This window comes from Vicinamibacterales bacterium (assembly GCA_036496585.1).
Taxonomy (GTDB): Bacteria; Acidobacteriota; Vicinamibacteria; order Vicinamibacterales; family 2-12-FULL-66-21; genus JAICSD01.
In genome coordinates, this window is the sequence record DASXLB010000022.1 from 72,292 (window position 1) to 91,134 (window position 18,843).

Sequence of the window (18,843 nt, forward strand, 5' to 3'; positions counted from 1 at the left end):
TCCGGGCGATAGTCTGCGGCCGGAGGTGACCTTCATGACTGCCACACCGGCGACGCCGATCGGCGATGTCGTCGCCAGCGACTACCAGACGGCGGCGGTGTTCGAACGCCACGGCCTCGACTTCTGCTGCGGCGGGCGCCGCACCATCGAGCAGGCCTGCCGCGCCGCCGGCGTCGACACTGCCGGCCTGATTCGGGAGATCGATGCCGTCCTCAACGGGCGGGCCCCCGATGCGCCGTCCTTCGCGTCCTGGAGCGCGCGCCGGCTCGTCGTCTACATCGTCGATCATCACCATGCATTCGTACGCGGCGCACTGGCGCCGATGCTGCAGTACTCCGGCAGGATCGCCACGGTGCACGGCCAACGCCACCCGGAACTGATCCGGCTGGCGGCGATCGTCGCCCGCGTGGCCGACGAGATGACGGATCACATGCAGAAAGAGGAGCGGATTCTCTTTCCATTCATCGCCGCGCTCGAGGCCGCCGCCGAGACCGGCGGAGCAGCCGTGGCTGCGCCGTTCGGCGCCGTTGCCAATCCCATTCACGCGATGGAAGCGGAGCACCAGGTCGTCGGCGACGCGATGGCCGAGATCCGCGAGCTGACAAGTGGCTACCAGCCGCCCGCCGACGCGTGCACGACCTATCGGGTCGCGTTCTCGGAGCTCGAGGCGTTCGAACGCGATCTGCACGCGCACGTCCACCTGGAGAACAACATCCTGTTCCCCAGGGCCATCGCGATGCAGACCGCGGCGCGGGCGTAGGCCCTGCGCCGGTTGCGTGGCCTCCCCCCGAGGGATACAGTGGCGTCGACCGTGCAGCAGCCTGGCGCGTGGCGCAATCTTGCGTTCGCGACCATCTCGCTCGCGATGGGATTCGCGGCGTGGGGGCTGATCAGCGCCTTCGCGCCGTCGTTTCGCACTCAGTTCCATCTCAGCGCGCAGCAGACGTCGCTGCTCGTCGCGGTTCCGGTGCTGCTCGGTTCGCTGGCCAGGCTGCCGATGGGCATGCTCACCGATCGGCTCGGCGGCCGCGCGATGTTCGCCTCGCTGTTTGCGTTCGTCGCCGTCGCGGCGGCCATCGTCCCCACCGCCGACACATATGCGCGGCTGCTCGCATACGCGTTCCTTCTCGGCGTCGCCGGGTCGTCGTTCGCGATCGGCGTGGGCTTCTCGTCGCAGTGGTTCACCGTCGAATCGCAGGGGACGGCGCTCGGCATCTACGGCCTCGGCAACATGGGGCAGTCGGCCGCCGTGTTTCTCGGCCCGGTGATCGCGGCGCGCTACGGCCGCGACGTCGTGTTCCAGGCCGCCGCGGTGCTGTCGGCGGCCGGGTGCGTCCTCTTCTTCGCGCTGGCGCGCAATGCCCCAGCCGCGGCGCGGGCCGCCTCGCTAGGCGAGATGGTGGCGGTACTGGCGCGCGAGCGGCTGGCGTGGGCACTGTCGGCGTTCTACTTCCTGACGTTCGGCGGATTCGTGGCGTTCTCCGTCTACCTGCCGACGCTGCTCCGCGACGAGTTCGGCCTGACGGCGGCGGATGCCGGCTTCCGGACGGCGGGGTTCGTGGTACTGGCGACGCTGATGCGTCCGATCGGCGGCGTCCTCGCCGACCGCATCGGCGGCGCCCGCGTCCTCTCGGGCGTGCTGGCCGGCGTGGTGCCGTTCGCGATGCTGCTGATGTGGCCCTCGATGGTGCCGTTCACGGTCGGCGCGCTGGGTTGTGCGGCGCTGCTCGGCATGGGCAACGGCGCCGTGTTCAAGCTGGTGCCGCAGTACTTTCCGCGCAGCGTCGCGACCGTCACCGGCCTGGTCGGCGCCATCGGCGGACTTGGCGGTTTCTTCCCGCCGCTCCTCCTGGGCTTCTTCCGCGAACGCGTCGGCGCGCTGTGGCCCGGCTTCGGCCTGCTCGCGCTGAGCGCAGCCGGCTTGTGGGTGCTGAACCAGCGCGTGTTCGTCGCGCAACAGCGCCGGATCGAGGCGGCGTCACCGGCGTTGATCTCGTCGCGCCAGGCCGAGCAGATTCGCGCGGGTGCGTGGGCGACGATGGCGACGGCGCTGCTCGTGGCGTCGATCGTCGTCGGCTCGCGCAACCTCGAGAACTTCGATCCCGCGCTGGTGATCTATACGTTCGCGGTGATTTTCGCGACGTGGGGCATCGTCTATCACTACGCGATCTGGCTGAACAAGCCGCCGACGCGGCGCTTCTTCGAACGCAGTTTCGAACTGGTCGGACGCGAGGGAGCCCTGCGCAGCGTCCGAACGATCCTGGCGGCCGCGGCGTCGCACCTGGTGGGACAGACCTTCATCCTGAAACGGTCGCGCCTGCGCTGGTGGATGCACCAGCTGCTTTTCTGGGGATGCCTCAGCGCCGTCGCCATCACCTTTCCGCTGGTCTTCGGTTGGATCCACTTCCGCACGGCGGCCGGCGACCAGTTCACCTACGTCACCTATCTGTTCGGCTTCCCGGCCGGCTCGTTCCGGCTCGGGACACCCCTGGCGTGGCTGCTGTTCCACGGCCTCGACGTGTCGGCGGTGCTAGTCCTCGCCGGCATCGCGCTGTCGCTCGGGCGACGGATGCGCGACCGTGGCGCTTTGGCGCTGCAGGACTGGACGTCCGACTTCCTGCCGCTGCTGCTCCTGTTTGCGATCTCGGTCACCGGGCTGGCGCTGACCGCCTCGACGCTGTGGCTGCGCGGCGCGTTCTACGGGTTCCTGGCCATCCTGCACGCCGTGACGGTGGTCGGGGCGCTCTTGTACCTGCCGTTCGGCAAGTTCTTCCACATCTTTCAGCGTCCGGCGCAGCTCGGCGTCAAGCTGTATCAGGCGGCAGGACGTGAGGACGCCGGCGCCATCTGCGCGAGGTGCCAACGGCGCTACGCCTCCGCGATGCAGATCGACGACCTCCGGCACGTGCTGCCGGCACTGGGTTTCGACTATCGAATCGAGGGCCCTGCCGGCACGTGGCAGGGGCTTTGTCCGCCGTGCAAGCGCGCAACGCTGGCGACGGCGCAACTGCGACTGAAGGACAACTCGCGTGGCCACACCACCGCTGTCCGTTGACCGCCTGGCCGAGGTGTTCGGCCCGCACCGCAACTACGAGCCCCCAGGCGGCTGGGGCGACGCGGCACGCCGTCCAGACGCGCTGGTCAAGACGCACTGTTCGTTCTGCGGCATGCAGTGCGGCATCCAGCTCAAGGTCCGCGACAACCGCGTCGTCGGCTTCGAGCCGTGGGAGGCCTTTCCGTTCAACCACGGAATGCTTTGTCCGAAAGGGGTCAAGCGCTATCTGCAGGGGGCGCATCCGGACCGGCTGCTCTCGTGCCTGCAGCGGACCGACGCCGGCTTCGCCAAGATCTCGTACGAACGGGCGCTCGCGGAAACGGCACGGCGGCTGACCGCGATTCGCGATCAGTACGGGCCCGACGCGATCGCCGTTTACGGCGGAGCCTCGATGGTCACCGAGAAGGCCTACGTGCTGGGAAAGTTTGCGCGCGTCGCGCTGGGCACGAAACACATCGATTACAACGGCCGGCTGTGCATGGTGTCGGCAGGCACGGCGTACAAGCTGACGTTCGGCGTCGATCGCGCCACCAATCCCTGGCCGGATCTCGCCACTGCCGATGTCGTCCTGATCGCCGGATCGAACACCGCCGAGTGCGCGCCAATCACGACGTACCACTTGTGGCAGTGCCGCGAGCGCGGCGGCCGGCTGATCGTGATGGATCCGCGCATGACGCCGATCACGAGGAACGCCGATCTCTACCTGCCCGTGCGCCCCGGGACCGACCTCGCCGTATTCCTCGCGATGCTGCACGTCATCGTCGGCGACGGCCTGGTGCGCGACGCGTTCATCCGGGATCGGACGACCGGCTTCGAGGCCGTCCGAGCGTCGGTAGCGGAGTGGACCCCTGCCCGCGCCGCGGAGATCTCCGGCGTGCGGCCCGACGACATCGTCAAGGCGGCCCACTGGATCGGCGAGACTGATCGCGCCATGGGCCTGCATGCCCGCGGCATCGAGCATCACTCCAAGGGAGTGGAGAACTGCCTGGCGATGCTCAATCTCTTCCTCGCCACCGGCAATGTCGGCCGCGAGGGCGCCGGCTGCATGATGATCACCGGCCAGGGCAACGGCCAGGGCGGACGTGAGCATGGGCAGAAGTGCGATCAGCTGCCGGGCATGCGTGACATCAGGGATCCCGCCGCGCGGCAATACATCGCGTCCGTCTGGGGCGTCCCGGAAGAGAGCCTGCCGGGCCCCGGCAAGAGCGCGGTCGAGATCATGGAAGCCATCCATCGCGGCGAGATCAAGGCGCTGCTGTCGATGTGTTTCAACCCGGTGGTCTCGCTGCCCGACGCCGCTTTCACGCGCGAGGCGCTGTCGAAGCTCGAGTTCTTCGGCATCATCGACTTCTTCCTCTGCGAGACGGCGCACCACGCCGACATCGTGTTCGCCGGCAGCCTGCAGGAGGAAGACGAGGGGACCGTCTGCAGCGCCGAGGGGCGCGTGCAGAAGATCAACAAGGCTGTCGACCCGCCGGGCGACGCCCGATCGGACGCGCTCATCATCTGCGACCTCGCCCGCGCACTCGGACGCGGGCAGCATTTCGACTATCCCGGCGGGACGCGCGACATCTACGAGGAGCTGCGGCTGGCTTCGCGCGGCGGACTGGCAGACTACTACGGCATCACCTGGGATCGCATCGAGCGCGAGCTGGGCGTCTTCTGGCCGTGCCCGACGCTCGATCATCCGGGGACGCCCCGCCTGTTTGCCGACGGCCGCTTCGCCCACGCCGACGGCAAGGCGCACATGCAGGTCACCGAGTGGCGCGAGTCGGGGGACCCGGCAGACGCGACGTATCCGATCCTGCTGACGACCGGCCGCGTGGTGAGCCACTATCTCTCCGGCGCCCAGACGCGGCGGATCGGTCCGCTCGTCGACCAATGCCCTGAGCCCCGCCTCGAATTGCATCCGGCGCTGGCGGCGACGCTGGGAGTCGCCGACGGCGATTGGCTCGAGGTCACCACACGGCGCGCCGCGCTTGTCATCCAGGCGATGGTGGTGCGGACGATTCGTCCCGACACGGTCTTCATCCCGTATCACTGGCCGGGACAGCGCAGCGCCAACCGCCTGACCCACCGGACGCTCGATCCGCGCAGCAAGATTCCCGAGTTCAAGGTCTCGGCGTGCCGTCTCGAGAAGGTGGCGCCGCCGTTGGAGCTGAGCACCTGGCGGCGGGAGGAGACGGGCTGGGGCGCTCCGGCCTCAGGCGACCAGCGCAGCGATCTTCCGCGGAGCGACCGGTGAACGGCTATCAGTTTTTCGTCGACCCGTCGCGGTGCATCGGCTGCAAGTCGTGCATGCAGGCGTGCGCGGAATGCGACAGCCACCGCGGCGTGTCGATGATCCACGTCGACTTCCTCGACCGGGCCAACAGTATCGCCACCGCGCCGACCGTGTGCATGCATTGCGAGACGCCGACCTGCGCGATGGTGTGCCCGGCCGACGCAATCAAGCGCGGCGAGGACGGCATCGTGCGCAGCGCCCTCGAGCCGCGGTGCATCGCGTGCTCGAACTGCGTGCTGGCGTGCCCGTTCGGCGTGCCCACGGTGCACGTCGAGCTCGAGCTGATGATGAAGTGCGACATGTGCTACGACCGCACGTCGATCGGGTTGCGGCCGATGTGCGCCACGGTGTGTCCGAGCCAGGCGCTGACATTCGGGCCCGCCGACCTCATCGAACGCCAGCGCGCGGCCCGCCCGGTGCGCGACTTCCAGTTCGGACACGAACACGTGCGGACGAAGGTGTGGATGATGGCCCCGACCGACGTGCGCGACATCACCGTCGACGTGGCCGACTACATGTGGAAGGAACAATGAGCACGTCAGGCGAACCGGTTTCGGAGGAACGGAGCGAGCGAGCACCGCGAGCGGGCCACGCGAAGGGAGCGGCGGCCGCGAGTGGGCGTGGAGAGGTCTGGAAAGAGGAGTTCTCCGTCGACGCCGCCGAAGACGCCTACGTGCTCCGGCGGCAGTTCACGAAGTTCCTCGTGCTGACCAGCGCCGGCATGGCGTGCGGCAACGGCTGGATCTGGCTCCGGTCGCTGGCGGCGGCGCCGGCGGCCGCCTACCCGCGGGCATTGATCGCGAAGGCCGGGGATCTGGAGCCCGGCACCGTCCGCGTGTTCTCGTATCCCAACGACCACGATCCCTGCATTTTGATCCGGCGGGCGAACGGCGCGCTGGCGGCCTTCAGCCAGAAGTGCACACACTTGTCCTGCGCGGTGTACTACGCGGCCGAGCAGGATCGCCTGGAGTGCCCGTGCCATAACGGCGCATTCTCCGCCGAGAGTGGACGCGTGCTGCAGGGGCCGCCGCCGCGGCCGCTGCCGCGCATCCGGATCGAGGAGCGCGATGGCGACGTCTACGCGCTCGGCGTGGAGGAAGGGGCCGAACCGTGAATCCGCTCGAGCGCCGCCGCCGCCGCGCCGCCATCGACGCGGCGATGGCCTGCGTGATCGTGCTGCTGGTCGTCCAGATGTGGCTGTTGACGGCGACACTGGAGTCGTTTCTCGCGGGCCACCGCAGTGTCGCGGCGGCCGCGTTCGCCGTCTCGTTGTGCCTGTTCCTGCTCTGCGGCGGGCTGTATCGGCTGGTGGTCCGGCTTGATCGCAGCGGCATGCCGGCAGAGCCGGCGGCGACTGGCGCGGGCCCGTGGCGCATGGGGGAGCGTCTCTGACACCGGCCGGCGCGGCGGCCGGGCCGCCGGCGTTGGAACGTCAGGGTTGAGGCGTCTTCGGCTGCCCGCGTTCGGCGATCCACTCGAGCCAGTCGTCGCCGAAGAGTTCGCATGGATGCGGCGCCCGAATCGTGCCGTTTCCGCACGCGAGATCGTCGGCCGGACAGTACTTGGAACAGCCCCAGCAGATGCGCTCGGGCTTCCGTGGCCGTTCGAGTGAGGATCTGGCGAGGCCGCCCATGACCTGATCGTACCCCCAGGGCACCTGGGAGCGGTATGACGCGCGTCATGGCGGCTGGCAACGCACCGCGGGAGGCTGTCTGGCGAGCTCTGCCGCCACGTAATGTCTCGACCGTTAGACCGTATTGGCCCGCCATAACCGTTAAGATAGGACCATGCCCGACAGGCTGGTGCTCGCGTCGGCGTCGCCGCGCCGCGCCGAGCTGCTGGCGTCGGCCGGATACGACTTCACGGTCGATCCCGCCGACGTCGACGAGACGGAAACGTCCGGCGAAGCGCCCGACGCATACGTGCTGCGCGTCGCCCGAGACAAGGCGCGCGCCGTGGCCGCGCGCCGGGACGAAAGCGACGTCGTCCTCGCGGCCGACACGACAGTGGTCGTGCAGGGGGAAATCCTCGCCAAGCCCGCCGACTCGTCGGACGCCAGGCGTATGCTGCAGCTGCTGGCGGGCACCAGCCACGACGTGCTGACGGCCGTCGTGGCGATTTCCGGCGGCCGCGAACTCGCCGACGTCATCGCCACGCGGGTACGGCTGCTGCCGCTCGGACTCGAGGAAATCGAGTGGTACATCGGCACCGGCGAACCGATGGGAAAGGCTGGCGCCTATGCGATTCAGGGGCGGGCGGCCCGCTTCGTGGACCGGATCGAGGGGTCGTGGTCGAACGTGGTCGGACTGCCGGTGGCCACGGTCAGCGAGATGCTCAAACGCCTTGAGGGGTAATATCTGGCTATGTCCTCCAAAGCACTGAAGATCGCTGCGACGTGTGTCGTCCTGCTGGCCGCACTGGGTGGGCTGATGTACACGACGCTCGCTGATGGCACCGAGTACTACATGCACGTCGACGAGGTGATGACCAACCCCGTGAAGTGGGAGGGCAAGCGCCTGCAGCTGCACGGCTACGTCAACGACCTGCGGCAGCGGCCCAACACGCTCGACTACCGCTTTCAGGTGCAGAACAACGGCAAGGTCATCACCGCCAGCTATAGCGGCGTCGTTCCCGACACCTTCAAGAACGGGTCGGAAGTGGTGTTGAAGGGACAGCTGCACGGCGAGGGCTTCCAGGTCGAGCCCAACGGGGTGCTGGCCAAGTGTCCCTCGCGCTACAACCCGAACAACGCCGGCCCGGTCGGAGCGGGGAGCTAGATGGCGTCGTTCGGGTCGTTCACGCTGCTCGCCACGTTCGTCGTCGCGGCCTACGCGCTGACGTCGTCGGTCGTCGGCGCCAGGCGCCGGTCGACGGCGCTGATCGCCAGCGGTATCGGCGCCTTCTACCTGACGGCCGGCCTGCTGACGGTCGCCTCGGGGGTGATCGTCCGCGCGTTCGTGGTCGGCGACTTCACGATCAAGTACGTCCAGCACTATTCCGATTCGGTGCAGCCACTGGCCTACAGGATCGCCTCCTACTGGGGCGGACTCGACGGCTCGATTCTGTTCTGGGTGTTCCTGCTGTCGGTGTTCGGATCGGTCGCCGTGTGGGTCAACCGCGAGCGCCACCGCGAGCTGATCCCGTGGGTCGTCGCCGTCATCGCCGCGACGGAGATGTTCTTCATCTTCATCATGGCGGTGCACAACAACCCGTTCGATCCGTTCCTGACGACCGTGCCGGCGGAGGGCCGCGGGCTCAACCCGCTGCTGCAGAACTTCTACATGGCGATCCACCCGCCGTCGCTCTACACCGGGTTCGTCGCGATGACCATTCCGTACGCGTTCGGCATCGCGGCGCTCGTCACCGGCCATCTCGACGACTCGTGGCTGCGCGCCGTCAGGCGCTGGACGATGATCGGCTGGCTGTTCCTCACCTTCGGCCTGACGCTCGGGATGCTGTGGGCCTACGAAGAGCTGGGCTGGGGCGGCTTCTGGGCCTGGGATCCGGTCGAGAACGCCGGCCTGCTGCCCTGGTTCACAGCCACGGCCTTCCTGCACTCGGTGATGGTGCAGGAGCGCCGCGGCATGCTCCGCGTCTGGAACGTCACGCTGGTCATCGTCACGTTCTTCCTGACGATCTTCGGCACGTTCATGACCCGTTCGGGGGTCGTGCAGTCGGTGCACGCGTTTGGCGAGGACCACTGGCTGGCCGGCGTCTTCTCGGTGTTCATGGTGGTGATCATCGTCTTCAGCTTTGGCCTCGTGCTCTACCGGCTGCCGCTGTTGAAGTCGCGCCACGAGCTCGACTCCTGGATGTCGCGCGAGGCGGCGTTCCTTGCCAACAACTGGATCCTGCTGTTCTCGGCGTTCTTCGTGCTGTTCGCGACGATGTTCCCGACGCTCGCCGAAGCAGTGAGCGGGCGGCGGCTGACCGTCGGACCGCCGTTCTTCAACAAGTGGATGCTGCCGATCGGCCTCATCCTGCTGCTGCTCACCGGCATCGCGCCGCTGCTCGCGTGGCGCAAGACGACGCTCTCCAACCTGCTGACGCTGTTCATCTGGCCGGTGTCGGCGGCGATCGTCACCGGCGCGGCAGTCTACGGGCTGGGGATTCGGGTGTGGGTGTCGGGGCTGTGCTTTGCCTTCTGCGCGTTCGTTTTCGTGACGATCCTGCAGGAATTCGTGCGCGGCGCTGCGGTTCGCAAGGGCGCGACCGGCACTGACGTCGTGACCGCGATGATCGGGCTGGTCGGCCGATCGCGGCGGCGCTATGGCGGCTATATCGTTCACGTCGGCATCGTGCTGATGTTTCTCGGGTTCGCCGGCCAGGGCTACAAGCAGGAGGCGCAGTTGCTCCTCAAGCCCGGCCAGCAGTCGACGGTCGGCGCCTTCACCATTCGCCACGATGCCCTGACGGTCACGAGCGACCAGCAGAAGCAGATGATCACCGGACACGCGACCATCTCGCGCGGCGGCGCGGTGATCGGACGGATGGACCCCGCCAAGTGGTTCTTTGTCAGGCACGAGAACGAACCGACGAGCGAAGTGGCGATCCGCCGCGCCCCCGGCGAGGATCTCTACATCGTGCTCGCTGGCTACGAGGTCGAGACGCAGACCGCGACCTATGCAGTGACGATCAATCCGCTCGTCGACTGGATCTGGTTCGGCTTCGGAGTGCTGGCGATCGGCACCTTCATCGCGCTCCTGCCCGAAAGCGCGTTCGCGTTCGCAGCAGCCAGGCTGCCGGCTGGCGCGGTGACGACGAGCCTGCTGCTGCTGCTCATCTTGCTGCCGTCGGTCGGGCGTGCGCAGGACGCGGGCATGTCGGTGGCGCCGGTGCAGAGCAGCGACGCCAAGCGCAAGCTCGAAGGGGAGCTGATGTGCATGTGCGGCGGCTGCCGCGCGCCGATGAACAACTGCCCGATGGCGCCAGGCTGCCACGGCCTGCGGGCGCAGGAGCCGAAGATCGACGCGATGCTCGCGGCGGGGAGCACTCCCGAGGTCGTGAAGGCGGCGTTCGTCAAGGAGTACGGCGAGGCCGTGCTGCTCGAGCCGCCCGACACCGGCTTCAACAAGCTCGCGTGGCTGTTCCCCTACGCGGTCGGCGCCGCGGGGGCGACGGCGATCGGTCTCGTCGCCTGGCGCTGGTCGCACGCTCCCGCCGATCCGGCGGCGCCGTCCGCGGCCGCCATCGGCGCGGCCGGCGGCGACCCGACCCTCGAGGAGAAGCTCGACGATGAGCTCCGCGACCTCGACTAGGACCGCCGATTCCCGCGGAAAGACCCCGGACGACGAGGGCTTCCGTGTCTCTCATTTTTTCGTGCTCCTGTCACTCCTCGCGGCGACCGTCGCCGTGGTGATGGCGCGGCCGGCTGCCCCTGAGAATCTGGTGCTGCTCAGCCTCACGATCGGGGCGGTCGGGCTTTCCGCGGTGTTCCTCTACCAGACGATCGCCCCGCTCGTCGGGCCACCTGCCGAGGAGGATCGCGAGCCGCTGAGCAGCCGCCTGCGCGGAGACCTCGAGCGCGAGAAGGCACTCACCCTGCGCTCGATCAAAGAGCTCGAATTCGATCGGGCGATGGGGAAGCTGTCGGAGCAGGATTTCGAACAGATGGGGACCCGCCTGCGGGCCCGCGCCATGGGGATCATGAAGCAGCTCGAGGCCGGCTCGACGCTGTATCGCGATCAGATCGAGAAGGAACTGGCGTCGCGCATCGGCAGGGCGCCGGACCGATCGGCGAAGATCGGCGGCCAGGCGAACGCCGCGGCGGACCTGAAGGCCCAGCCCCGCTGCGCCTGCGGAACAGCGAACGACGCCGATGCGCGCTTCTGCAAGTCGTGCGGCGCCCGGCTGCAGGGAACCGCCGCATGATCCGTTCCTTCGTGTTCTTCTCCTTCGTGCTCTTCGCCTCCTTGGTGTCCTTGGCTCCTACCCAGATGCCCGATCCGCGGCAGATGTCGGGGCAGCCGCTGCCGGTCGGCGATCTGTCGCCCGGCACGGTCACGGCCCGCGTCATCCGCGGCCAGTTGTCGAATCCGATCGAAGGACAGACGGTCGAGGTGACGGGCGGCGCGGCACAGACGTCGAAGACCGATGCGGCCGGCCGGGCCACTTTCACTGGTCTGACGCCGGGTGCCACGATCAAACTCCGAACCACCGTCGGCAGCGAGACGATCGAGTCGCGGGAATTTCAGGTGCCGTCGGTCGGCGGGATCCGGGTCATGCTCGTCGCGACGGATCCGGACGCCGCGCCGACGCCGGGTGACGCGGCGAAGGCTGGCCAGGGGGCGCCGGTCGATGGGACGGTGACGTTCGGCCCGGAGACCCGGTTCGTCATCGAAATCGGCCAAGACGCGTTGAACGTCTTCAACATGCTGCAGATCACCAACGCCAGCCCGCGTCCGGTCCGTCCGAAGACGCCGATCGAATTCGATCTGCCATCCGGCGCGGTCGGCGTCGGCATGATGGAGGGTTCGACGCCGAACGCCGTGGCGGCGGGCAGCCGCGTGGCGGTGAACGGCCCGTTTCCGCCCGGCAACACGGTGGTGCAGTTCGGCTATTCGCTGCCGCTTGGCGACGACACGATCACGATCGCGCAAAAGCTGCCGATTCCGTTGCCGCAGCTCGCGCTGGTCGTGCAGAAGACGGCGGACATGCAGCTCACGTCCGCGCAGGTGGCGCAGCGACGCGAGATGCAGGCCGACGGCAACACCTACATCGTCGGGCAGGGCGGCCCCTTGCAGGCGGGAGACACGCTGACGCTGGTGCTGAGCGGCCTGCCGTCGCGGCCGTCGTGGCCCAGGAACGTCGCCGTGACGCTGGCGGTTGTGATTCTGCTCGCGGGCGTCTACGGTGCGACGCGGCTGCCGGCGTCGGACCCGTCGCGCAGCCAGCTGCAGAACCGGCGCGAGAAGCTCTTCGCCGGCCTGGCTGCACTCGAGACCGCGCGGCGCCAAGGGGCCGTCGACGTCGACACCTACGCCGCCCGCCGGGAATCGCTCGTGACCGCGCTCGAGGACTTGTATCGCGGCGTCGATAGCAAGGTCCGCGACGTCGCGTGATTTCGTGGATTTCACCAGCCTCCGGTTCGTTGACGTCACCCGCACCTTTGGCCGCCGCCGGGCGCTGAGTCGCGTCAGCTTCGCCGCCGAGGCCGGCGCGATCACGGCCCTCCTCGGCCACAACGGCGCAGGCAAGTCGACGCTGCTCTCGATTGCCGCGACGCTGCTGGCACCGACGAGCGGCACGGTCTTCTACGGCGAGCACACCAGGGCCTCGGCCGAGCTGCGTGGACGCATCGGCCTGCTCGGCCACGATCTCTATCTGTATCCCGAGCTCACGGCAGCCGAGAATCTGCGGTTCTTTGCGCGCATCTACAGCCTGCCCGACGTCGAGCGCCGCGTGGCGCGTGGGCTCGAACGGGCGCATCTGGCCGACCGTGGCGGCGACGCGGTCGCGGGCTACTCGCGCGGCATGCGGCAGCGGCTGGCGCTCGAGCGGGCGCTGATTCACGATCCGCGGCTGCTGCTGCTCGACGAGCCGTTCACCGGGCTCGACGACGCGTCGCGCGAGGCTCTGAGGGAGCGCTTGCGCGCCGCCCGCGCCGCCGGCACGATCGTCGTCCTGACGACGCACGACATCGCGGCGATCGAGAACCTGACCGACCTGCGCGTGACCCTCGTCGAGGGGAAGCTCGCGGCATGACCGCGTTTGCCCGTGCCGTGTGGGTGATCACGCGCAAGGATCTCCTCGTGGAAGTGCGTACGCGTGAGATTCTCTTCACGACGATGTTCTTCGCGCTCGCGTGCGTGATGGTGTTCGCGTTCGGCTTCGTGAAGGAAGGGCGGCCGGTCGCCGATGCGGCGGCCGGGATTCTCTGGATCTCGATCGCCTTCTCGGGAACGCTGGCGCTCGGCCGTGCCTTCGAGCGCGAGCGTCAGGGAGAAACGCTGCGTGCGCTGCTCATCGCACCGATCGGTCGTCCGGCGCTCTACGTCGGCAAACTGGGCGGCATCCTGATCCTGCTGGCGGCGGTCGAGGCGATCGTCGTGCCACTGGTCGCGCTGATGTTCCAGGCCGCGCTCTTCGATCATCCGCTGCTGATGTTCGGGCTGCTCGCCGCCGGGACGATCGGCTACGCCGCCGTGGGGACGCTCTTTGCCGCGATGCTCGTACGCGCGCGCAGCCGGGACGTGATGCTGCCGGTGCTGCTGTATCCGATCACCGTGCCGGTGATAATTGCCGGGGTCCGCGGCACGGCGGCGCTGCTCCAGCCGGAGGGCGGCGAGCCGATGGCGCGTGCCTGGCTGATGATGCTGGTGTTCTTCGACGTGGTATTCATTACGCTGGCGTTGTGGACGTTCGAGCCGGTGATGACGGAGTAGCGCGAGTGGCGAGGCGTGGGGCGAGTAGATGAAGAAGACGTTTCCTCTTCTGTTGATGGTCGCGATGGCGATGTTTGCCTACGCGCCGTTCATGATCTTGAACGCGCCCTACGAGTCGACGATGGGGCTGGTGCAGAAGATTTTCTATTTCCACGCGTCGTGCGGGATGGCGATGTTCCTGACGGCGTTCGTCAGCGGCATCGGCAGCGCGGGCTTTCTGTTCACGAAGAAGCCGGCGGCGGATCGCTGGGCGGTCGCCGGCGCCGAGTTGACGGTGATCATCGGCCTGCTCGTCCTGGTGACCGGGCCGCTGTGGGCGCGTAAGGCGTGGGGCGCGTGGTGGGTGTGGGACCCGCGGATCACGTCGACGTTCGTGATGTGGATGATTTTCAACTCGTATCTGCTACTGCGCCGCTACGGCGGTCCGGGCTCCGAGCGGCTGTCGGCGGCGGTGGCGCTGTTCGGCATGGCCAACGTTCCGTTCGTCTACTGGTCGGTCAACGTGTGGCGGACGCTCCACCCGAAGACGTCGGTGATTCCGTCGCTGCAGCCGGGCATGCGTGGGCCGTTCTGGTTTTGCGTCGCGGCTTTCATGCTGCTCAGCCTGGTGATTCTGGCGCTGCGCACCGAGCTCGAGAAGTGCCGGCAGGAGCTCGACGTGCTCTGTCTGGCGGCTGAGGACTACTGATGATGAAACGCAACCTGCTTGCGGCGTTGCTCCTGCTGACCCTCGCGGCGCCGGCGTTCGCGCAGGCGCAGCCGCCGCCGAAGCCGGCGGCGCAGGACGAGTTCGTGCCCGTCAACGCGCCGATCAACCCGCAGGACACGATCCCGGCGCAGCGGCTGGTCGGAATCGCCTATGGCTTCATCTGGGTCGTGCTCCTCGGCTACGTCTGGTCGGTGCGCAGCCGCCTGACCCGCGTCGAGCAGGAGATCGAGGCCGTCAGCCGCCGCCTGCCCGAAAGGAAATAGCCGTGGACTTCAGCCAGATGACGTCGGCGCACTTCCTGTTCATACCGGCAGTGCTGCTGATCGGCGTCGTCGTCGGCTGGATCCTCGGCAGCCGCGCCGCGACCGACGCCTTCCAGATGGAACTGAAGCGCCGCGAGGAGCGCGCCGCGCGACAGGCGACGCGCGGCGAACGCTGACGGGCGGCGGCTGCGCTCAGCGCCCGAGCGTGAGGCGGTTGGCCAGCGAGACGGGCAGGCCAGCCGTCCGGATCTTGCGCTGGGCATTCTCGACAGGGTAGGAAACCCGGTAGAGGCGCAGCTCGCGCGCGTCGGCGTCGAGGATGCCGTAGGCGGCGCGCGGGTCTCCGTCACGCGGCTGGCCGACCGAGCCGACGTTCACCAGATAGCGGGCGCCGCGCTGCAGCGGCAGCACCACCTCGCGATCCGGATCGGGCGGCGCTCCCTCGTAGTGATCGTCGAGCTTGCGGAAGATCATCGGCAGGTGCGTGTGGCCGAACAGGCAGAGCGGCCGCTCGGCCGACTCGAACGCCATCACCGCGTCGGCGCCGTCGAAGATGTAGTGATCCTCGTCATACGGCGCGCCGTGACAGATCGCGGTGAGGGCGTCGATGTCCATCGGACCCTTCGGCAGCGCCCGCAGGTATTCGAGGTTTTCGGACGACAGCTGCTCCCCGGTCCACACGGCGGCGGCTCTCGCCACGGCGTTGAACTGGCTGCCGTCGTCGAGTCCGCACGCCGCCTTGTCATGGTTGCCGCGAATGACGGCGTCGGGCTGCAGTGCGCGGACCCGGTTGACCACCGCTTCGGGTTCGGCGCCGTAGCCGACGAGATCGCCGAGCACCAGCACGCGATCCCAACGGCCGTCGGCGTGCTCGAGCACGGTCTCGAGCGCATCGAGGTTCGCGTGAATGTCGGAGAGGATCAGATACGGCACGGGGCGGCGTCAGGGGATTCGGAGTGACGAGGGATCGGCGCGCGGCTCATGGCAATCCTCCCGACCATACCTCGTGGAGGACGCGCTCGGCGATCTCGTCCGGCGGCGCGTCGGCGTCGATGTGGTGGTGGGCGTGCGCGTAGGCGGCCTGGCGCGCGGCGAACAGGCGCTCCATCTGGTCGCGATCGGCGGCGAGCGGGCGGCGGCGGTCGGACGGCAGGCGGGCGATGACCGTCTCGAGCGGCACGTCGAGCCACACCGATACGCCGTCGAGATTGATGGTCTTGCGGCTCTCCGGATCCATGAAGGTGCCGCCGCCGGTGGCGATCACGGCGTGGCGCAACGGCAGGACCAGGCGGAGAATCTCGCGCTCGACGCTGCGGAAGTGAGGCTCGCCGTGTCTGGCGAAGATGTCGGCCACGGTCATCCGTTCGCGGGCTTCGATCAATTCGTCGACGTCCTCGGCCCGCCAGCCCAGACGCTCCGCCAGCCGCCGCGCGACCGTCGTTTTCCCCGCGGTCATGAAGCCCACGAGGTAGATCTTGTCGCTATGCAGTGGCACCCGTGGCGATCCGTTCGAGCTCGTCGAAGAAGCCGGGATACGACACCGCGACCGCGTCCGCCCCGATGATGTGGACGGGCCCGGTGGCCCGGCTGCCGGCGATGGCGAACGCCATCGCAAGACGATGATCGCCGGCCGCGTCGGCCTCGCCGCCCGCCGGCGGGCCGCCGTGGATCGTGAATCCGTCCTCGTATTCGTCGACGCGGACGCCGAGGGCGCCGAAGCCGCGCGCCAGCATGCTGATGCGATCGCTCTCCTTGACGCGCAGCTCCCTGGCGCCCCGCACCGTCATCGAGACGCCCGGCTGCATCGCCGTCATCGCGGCGAGCGCGGGAATCTCGTCGATCATCAGCGGCACGTCGGCCGGCGTCACCTCGAACGACGCCGGCGCGCCAAACCGGGCGCGCAGCGTGCCGCTCGGCTCGCCGGGCCCCTGGCTGGCCTCGACCGACAGGCTCACACCGGCGCGCCGCAGCACGTCGAACACCGCCGTGCGGCTCGGGTTCAGCCCGACACCGTCGATCACGAGATCGGCATCCGGGGTGCCGCCGGCCAGCGCCAGCCAGAACAGCGCCGACGAGATGTCGCCGGGCACCGCGGCGGTGATCGCACGCAGCCGCTGCCCGCCCTCGACCGCGACGAGATCGGCGTCGCGGGTGACGCGGCCGCCGAACGCCTCCAGGGCGCGCTCCGTATGATCACGTGTCGGCGTCGGTTCTTTGACAATCGTTCGTCCGTCGGCATGAAGTCCGGCGAGCAGCACGGCGCTCTTCACCTGGGCGCTCGGCACCTCGGGTTCGTGGACGATGGCGCGCAGGGGAGCCCCGTGGATGGTGAGCGGCGGCAGGCCGCCATGCGACTCGATCGCGGCGCCCATGCGGGTGAGCGGATCGATGACGCGGCGCATCGGCCGGCGCGAGAGCGAGGCATCGCCGCCGAGCATGGACGTGAACGGGTGCGCGGCGAGCAGCCCGCTGAGGAGCCGCATCGACGTGCCGGAATTCGCCGCGTCGAGCGGACGCGCCGGCGGCCGCAGCCCGCGCGGGCCGAGTCCGGTAATCGAAATCGTCCCGACCGCGCCGCTGCCGCGTTCGTGGACGATCCGCGCGCCGAGCGCCTCGAGGCAGGCGAGTGTCGCCGCGCAGTCGGCGCCAGGCGCGTAGCCGGTCAGGCGCGATTCTCCTTCGGCGATGGCGGCGAGCATGGCGTAGCGGTGGGAAATCGACTTGTCGCCCGGCACGCGCAGGCGGCCGGCGGCGCGGGAAATATGGGGAACGACGGCGAAACCGGTGGTCGAAGTCATCAGGCAACCATATTGTATTATCCTAGCCCTTCAATGGCGGTGCCCGGCGGCCTCGTGCGGCTGCAGATTCCGAGCGTCTTCGACATGGTGGACCTCGTGCAGGTCCTCTGCGATCGCATGAGCCACCTGGCCGCGTTCGACGAAGACGCCGTCCACTGGGTTGGCGTCGCCGTCCGTGAGTCGGTGATCAACGCCATCAAGCACGGCAATCGCGAGGATCCCGGCAAGCTGGTCACGATCGAGTTCGCCTTCACGCCGATCGACGAGCCGCAGCAGCTCGTCGTCCGCGTCACCGACCAGGGGCGGGGCTTCGATCCCGAGGGGGTCGCCGATCCGCTGGCGCCCGAGAACATCCTGAAATCGAGCGGCCGCGGCATCTTCTTCATGCGCAGTTTCATGGACGACGTGCAGCTGACGCGGGCGCCGGGCGGCGGCACGGAAGTCTACATGGTGAAAAAGCTCGCCGCCGGTGCCTGACGCGATTTCCCCGAAGTTCCTCGCCACCGCCGTGCAGGCGGTCACCCGTGCGGGCGCCATGCAGCTGGCCGGCATCGATCACCTGCGAATCGAAAAGAAGGGCGCGATCGACCTCGTCACGCAGATCGACCGCGAGGTGGAAACGATGTTCCGCGCGCTCGTCGCCGAGCGCTTTCCCGACCACCTGGTGCTGGCCGAGGAGTTCGCCAGCGGCGGCGATCGCCATCGCGACGCGGAATATACGTGGGTGCTCGATCCCGTGGATGGCACCACCAACTACGCGCACGGGCTGCCGATCTTTTGTTGCGCCTGTTCGCTCGAGCATCACGGACAGCCGATCGTGTCGGCGATCTACGACCCGTCGCGCCGCGAGCTCTTCACCGCCGAGCGCGGGATCGGCGCCTGGCTCAACGGCGCGCCGATGCGCGTGTCGTCGGCCGACACGCTGATCGACGCGCTGCTCTGTACCGGGTTTCCCTATTCGGTGCAGACCGACAGCGGCGCGATGTTGGATCTCTTCGGCGACTTCCTGCGGCACGCGCGCGCCGTCCGGCGGCTGGGATCGGCGGCCATCGACATGGCGTACGTGGCGGCGGGCCGTCTCGATGGCTTCTGGGAGGTCAAGCTCAACCCCTGGGACATCTCCGCGGGCGCGCTGATGGTCGACGAAGCCGGCGGCCGCGTCAGCGGCCTGTTGGGCGGGCCGTTCGACTCGCGCCGTGGAGAAGTGGTGGCCTCGAATGGACGGATTCACGACGCGATGGTCGCCGTGGTGCGTGCTCGTTCGGGGACGGCCTGACCTGTCCGGAAGACAGTACGGGTCTCCATCCGGGCCGTGTTCGCGGTGTCAGCCGCGCTGGCACCCAACGTGCT

At 68.6% G+C, this 18,843-nt stretch carries 22 protein-coding genes; 18 read left to right on the top strand and 4 right to left on the bottom strand.

Annotated features, from left to right (window positions below; genetic code table 11):
* The first annotated feature begins 34 nt into the window (after window positions 1-34).
* Genes ric through VGI12_07155 form a run of 6 tightly spaced genes read left to right on the top strand, consistent with a single transcriptional unit; the run spans window position 35 to window position 6,731 of the window.
* Window positions 35-760: an iron-sulfur cluster repair di-iron protein gene (gene ric / locus VGI12_07130; protein HEY2432431.1), complete on the top strand. Its 726-nt coding sequence runs from the start codon at window positions 35-37 to the stop codon at window positions 758-760.
* 39 nt (window positions 761-799) lie between these two features.
* Complete coding sequence (locus tag VGI12_07135) at window positions 800-3,055, top strand: MFS transporter (GenBank protein ID HEY2432432.1); 2,256 nt, start codon at window positions 800-802, stop codon at window positions 3,053-3,055.
* Complete coding sequence (locus VGI12_07140) at window positions 3,030-5,300, top strand: molybdopterin oxidoreductase family protein (protein HEY2432433.1); 2,271 nt, start codon at window positions 3,030-3,032, stop codon at window positions 5,298-5,300. The genes VGI12_07135 and VGI12_07140 overlap by 26 nt, the downstream gene beginning before the upstream one ends.
* Complete coding sequence (locus VGI12_07145) at window positions 5,297-5,872, top strand: 4Fe-4S dicluster domain-containing protein (GenBank protein ID HEY2432434.1); 576 nt, start codon at window positions 5,297-5,299, stop codon at window positions 5,870-5,872. The genes VGI12_07140 and VGI12_07145 overlap by 4 nt, the downstream gene beginning before the upstream one ends.
* Window positions 5,869-6,453, top strand: a complete 585-nt coding sequence (locus VGI12_07150; protein ID HEY2432435.1) for a Rieske 2Fe-2S domain-containing protein — start codon at window positions 5,869-5,871, stop codon at window positions 6,451-6,453. Before VGI12_07145 ends, VGI12_07150 begins: the two co-directional genes overlap by 4 nt.
* Window positions 6,450-6,731 (top strand): DUF6755 family protein, encoded by a 282-nt coding sequence (locus VGI12_07155; protein ID HEY2432436.1) that lies wholly within the window; start codon window positions 6,450-6,452, stop codon window positions 6,729-6,731. The genes VGI12_07150 and VGI12_07155 overlap by 4 nt, the downstream gene beginning before the upstream one ends.
* A 40-nt stretch (window positions 6,732-6,771) precedes the next feature.
* Here the strand turns inward: VGI12_07155 and VGI12_07160 are convergent, their stop codons facing one another.
* Window positions 6,772-6,972 carry a DUF3079 domain-containing protein gene (locus tag VGI12_07160; protein ID HEY2432437.1) on the bottom strand — a complete coding sequence of 67 codons (201 nt, stop codon included), beginning with the start codon at window positions 6,970-6,972 and terminating at the stop codon, window positions 6,772-6,774.
* 154 nt (window positions 6,973-7,126) lie between these two features.
* Here VGI12_07160 and VGI12_07165 point away from each other — a divergent pair, with 154 nt between their 5' ends.
* From VGI12_07165 to VGI12_07210, 10 genes are all read left to right on the top strand, one after another.
* Window positions 7,127-7,693: a Maf family protein gene (locus VGI12_07165; protein HEY2432438.1), complete on the top strand. Its 567-nt coding sequence runs from the start codon at window positions 7,127-7,129 to the stop codon at window positions 7,691-7,693.
* Between the two features lie 9 nt (window positions 7,694-7,702).
* Window positions 7,703-8,116 carry a cytochrome c maturation protein CcmE gene (locus VGI12_07170; protein HEY2432439.1) on the top strand — a complete coding sequence of 138 codons (414 nt, stop codon included), beginning with the start codon at window positions 7,703-7,705 and terminating at the stop codon, window positions 8,114-8,116.
* Entirely contained in the window at window positions 8,117-10,597 is a 2,481-nt protein-coding gene (locus VGI12_07175) for a cytochrome c-type biogenesis CcmF C-terminal domain-containing protein (GenBank protein HEY2432440.1), read from the top strand.
* A 61-nt stretch (window positions 10,598-10,658) separates the two neighbouring features.
* Complete coding sequence (locus VGI12_07180) at window positions 10,659-11,210, top strand: zinc ribbon domain-containing protein (protein HEY2432441.1); 552 nt, start codon at window positions 10,659-10,661, stop codon at window positions 11,208-11,210.
* Window positions 11,207-12,400, top strand: a complete 1,194-nt coding sequence (locus VGI12_07185) for a hypothetical protein (GenBank protein ID HEY2432442.1) — start codon at window positions 11,207-11,209, stop codon at window positions 12,398-12,400. The genes VGI12_07180 and VGI12_07185 overlap by 4 nt, the downstream gene beginning before the upstream one ends.
* 4 nt (window positions 12,401-12,404) lie before the next feature.
* Window positions 12,405-13,043, top strand: coding sequence for an ABC transporter ATP-binding protein (locus VGI12_07190; protein HEY2432443.1), 639 nt, complete (start codon window positions 12,405-12,407; stop codon window positions 13,041-13,043).
* Window positions 13,040-13,723: a heme exporter protein CcmB gene (locus tag VGI12_07195; GenBank protein ID HEY2432444.1), complete on the top strand. Its 684-nt coding sequence runs from the start codon at window positions 13,040-13,042 to the stop codon at window positions 13,721-13,723. The genes VGI12_07190 and VGI12_07195 overlap by 4 nt, the downstream gene beginning before the upstream one ends.
* Window positions 13,724-13,751: 28 nt before the next feature.
* A complete protein-coding gene (ccsA, locus tag VGI12_07200) occupies window positions 13,752-14,411 on the top strand; it encodes a cytochrome c biogenesis protein CcsA (protein HEY2432445.1) in 660 nt (219 codons plus the stop codon).
* 2 nt (window positions 14,412-14,413) lie between these two features.
* A complete protein-coding gene (locus VGI12_07205; protein HEY2432446.1) occupies window positions 14,414-14,695 on the top strand; it encodes a CcmD family protein in 282 nt (93 codons plus the stop codon).
* A 2-nt stretch (window positions 14,696-14,697) separates the two neighbouring features.
* Complete coding sequence (locus VGI12_07210; GenBank protein HEY2432447.1) at window positions 14,698-14,871, top strand: hypothetical protein; 174 nt, start codon at window positions 14,698-14,700, stop codon at window positions 14,869-14,871.
* Window positions 14,872-14,887: 16 nt separating this feature from the next.
* On the opposite strand, the gene VGI12_07215 is transcribed toward VGI12_07210, so the two are convergent.
* Genes VGI12_07215 through aroA form a run of 3 tightly spaced genes read right to left on the bottom strand, consistent with a single transcriptional unit; the run spans window position 14,888 to window position 17,493 of the window.
* Window positions 14,888-15,628: a metallophosphoesterase family protein gene (locus VGI12_07215; protein ID HEY2432448.1), complete on the bottom strand. Its 741-nt coding sequence runs from the start codon at window positions 15,626-15,628 to the stop codon at window positions 14,888-14,890.
* Window positions 15,629-15,674: 46 nt separating this feature from the next.
* A complete protein-coding gene (locus VGI12_07220; protein HEY2432449.1) occupies window positions 15,675-16,190 on the bottom strand; it encodes a shikimate kinase in 516 nt (171 codons plus the stop codon).
* Window positions 16,177-17,493: a 3-phosphoshikimate 1-carboxyvinyltransferase gene (aroA, locus tag VGI12_07225; protein HEY2432450.1), complete on the bottom strand. Its 1,317-nt coding sequence runs from the start codon at window positions 17,491-17,493 to the stop codon at window positions 16,177-16,179. Before aroA ends, VGI12_07220 begins: the two co-directional genes overlap by 14 nt.
* A 33-nt stretch (window positions 17,494-17,526) precedes the next feature.
* Between aroA and VGI12_07230 the strand changes: the two genes are divergently transcribed.
* Window positions 17,527-17,970, top strand: a complete 444-nt coding sequence (locus VGI12_07230) for an ATP-binding protein (protein HEY2432451.1) — start codon at window positions 17,527-17,529, stop codon at window positions 17,968-17,970.
* Window positions 17,963-18,769 carry an inositol monophosphatase family protein gene (locus VGI12_07235; GenBank protein ID HEY2432452.1) on the top strand — a complete coding sequence of 269 codons (807 nt, stop codon included), beginning with the start codon at window positions 17,963-17,965 and terminating at the stop codon, window positions 18,767-18,769. Before VGI12_07230 ends, VGI12_07235 begins: the two co-directional genes overlap by 8 nt.
* Window positions 18,770-18,843 lie beyond the last annotated feature (74 nt).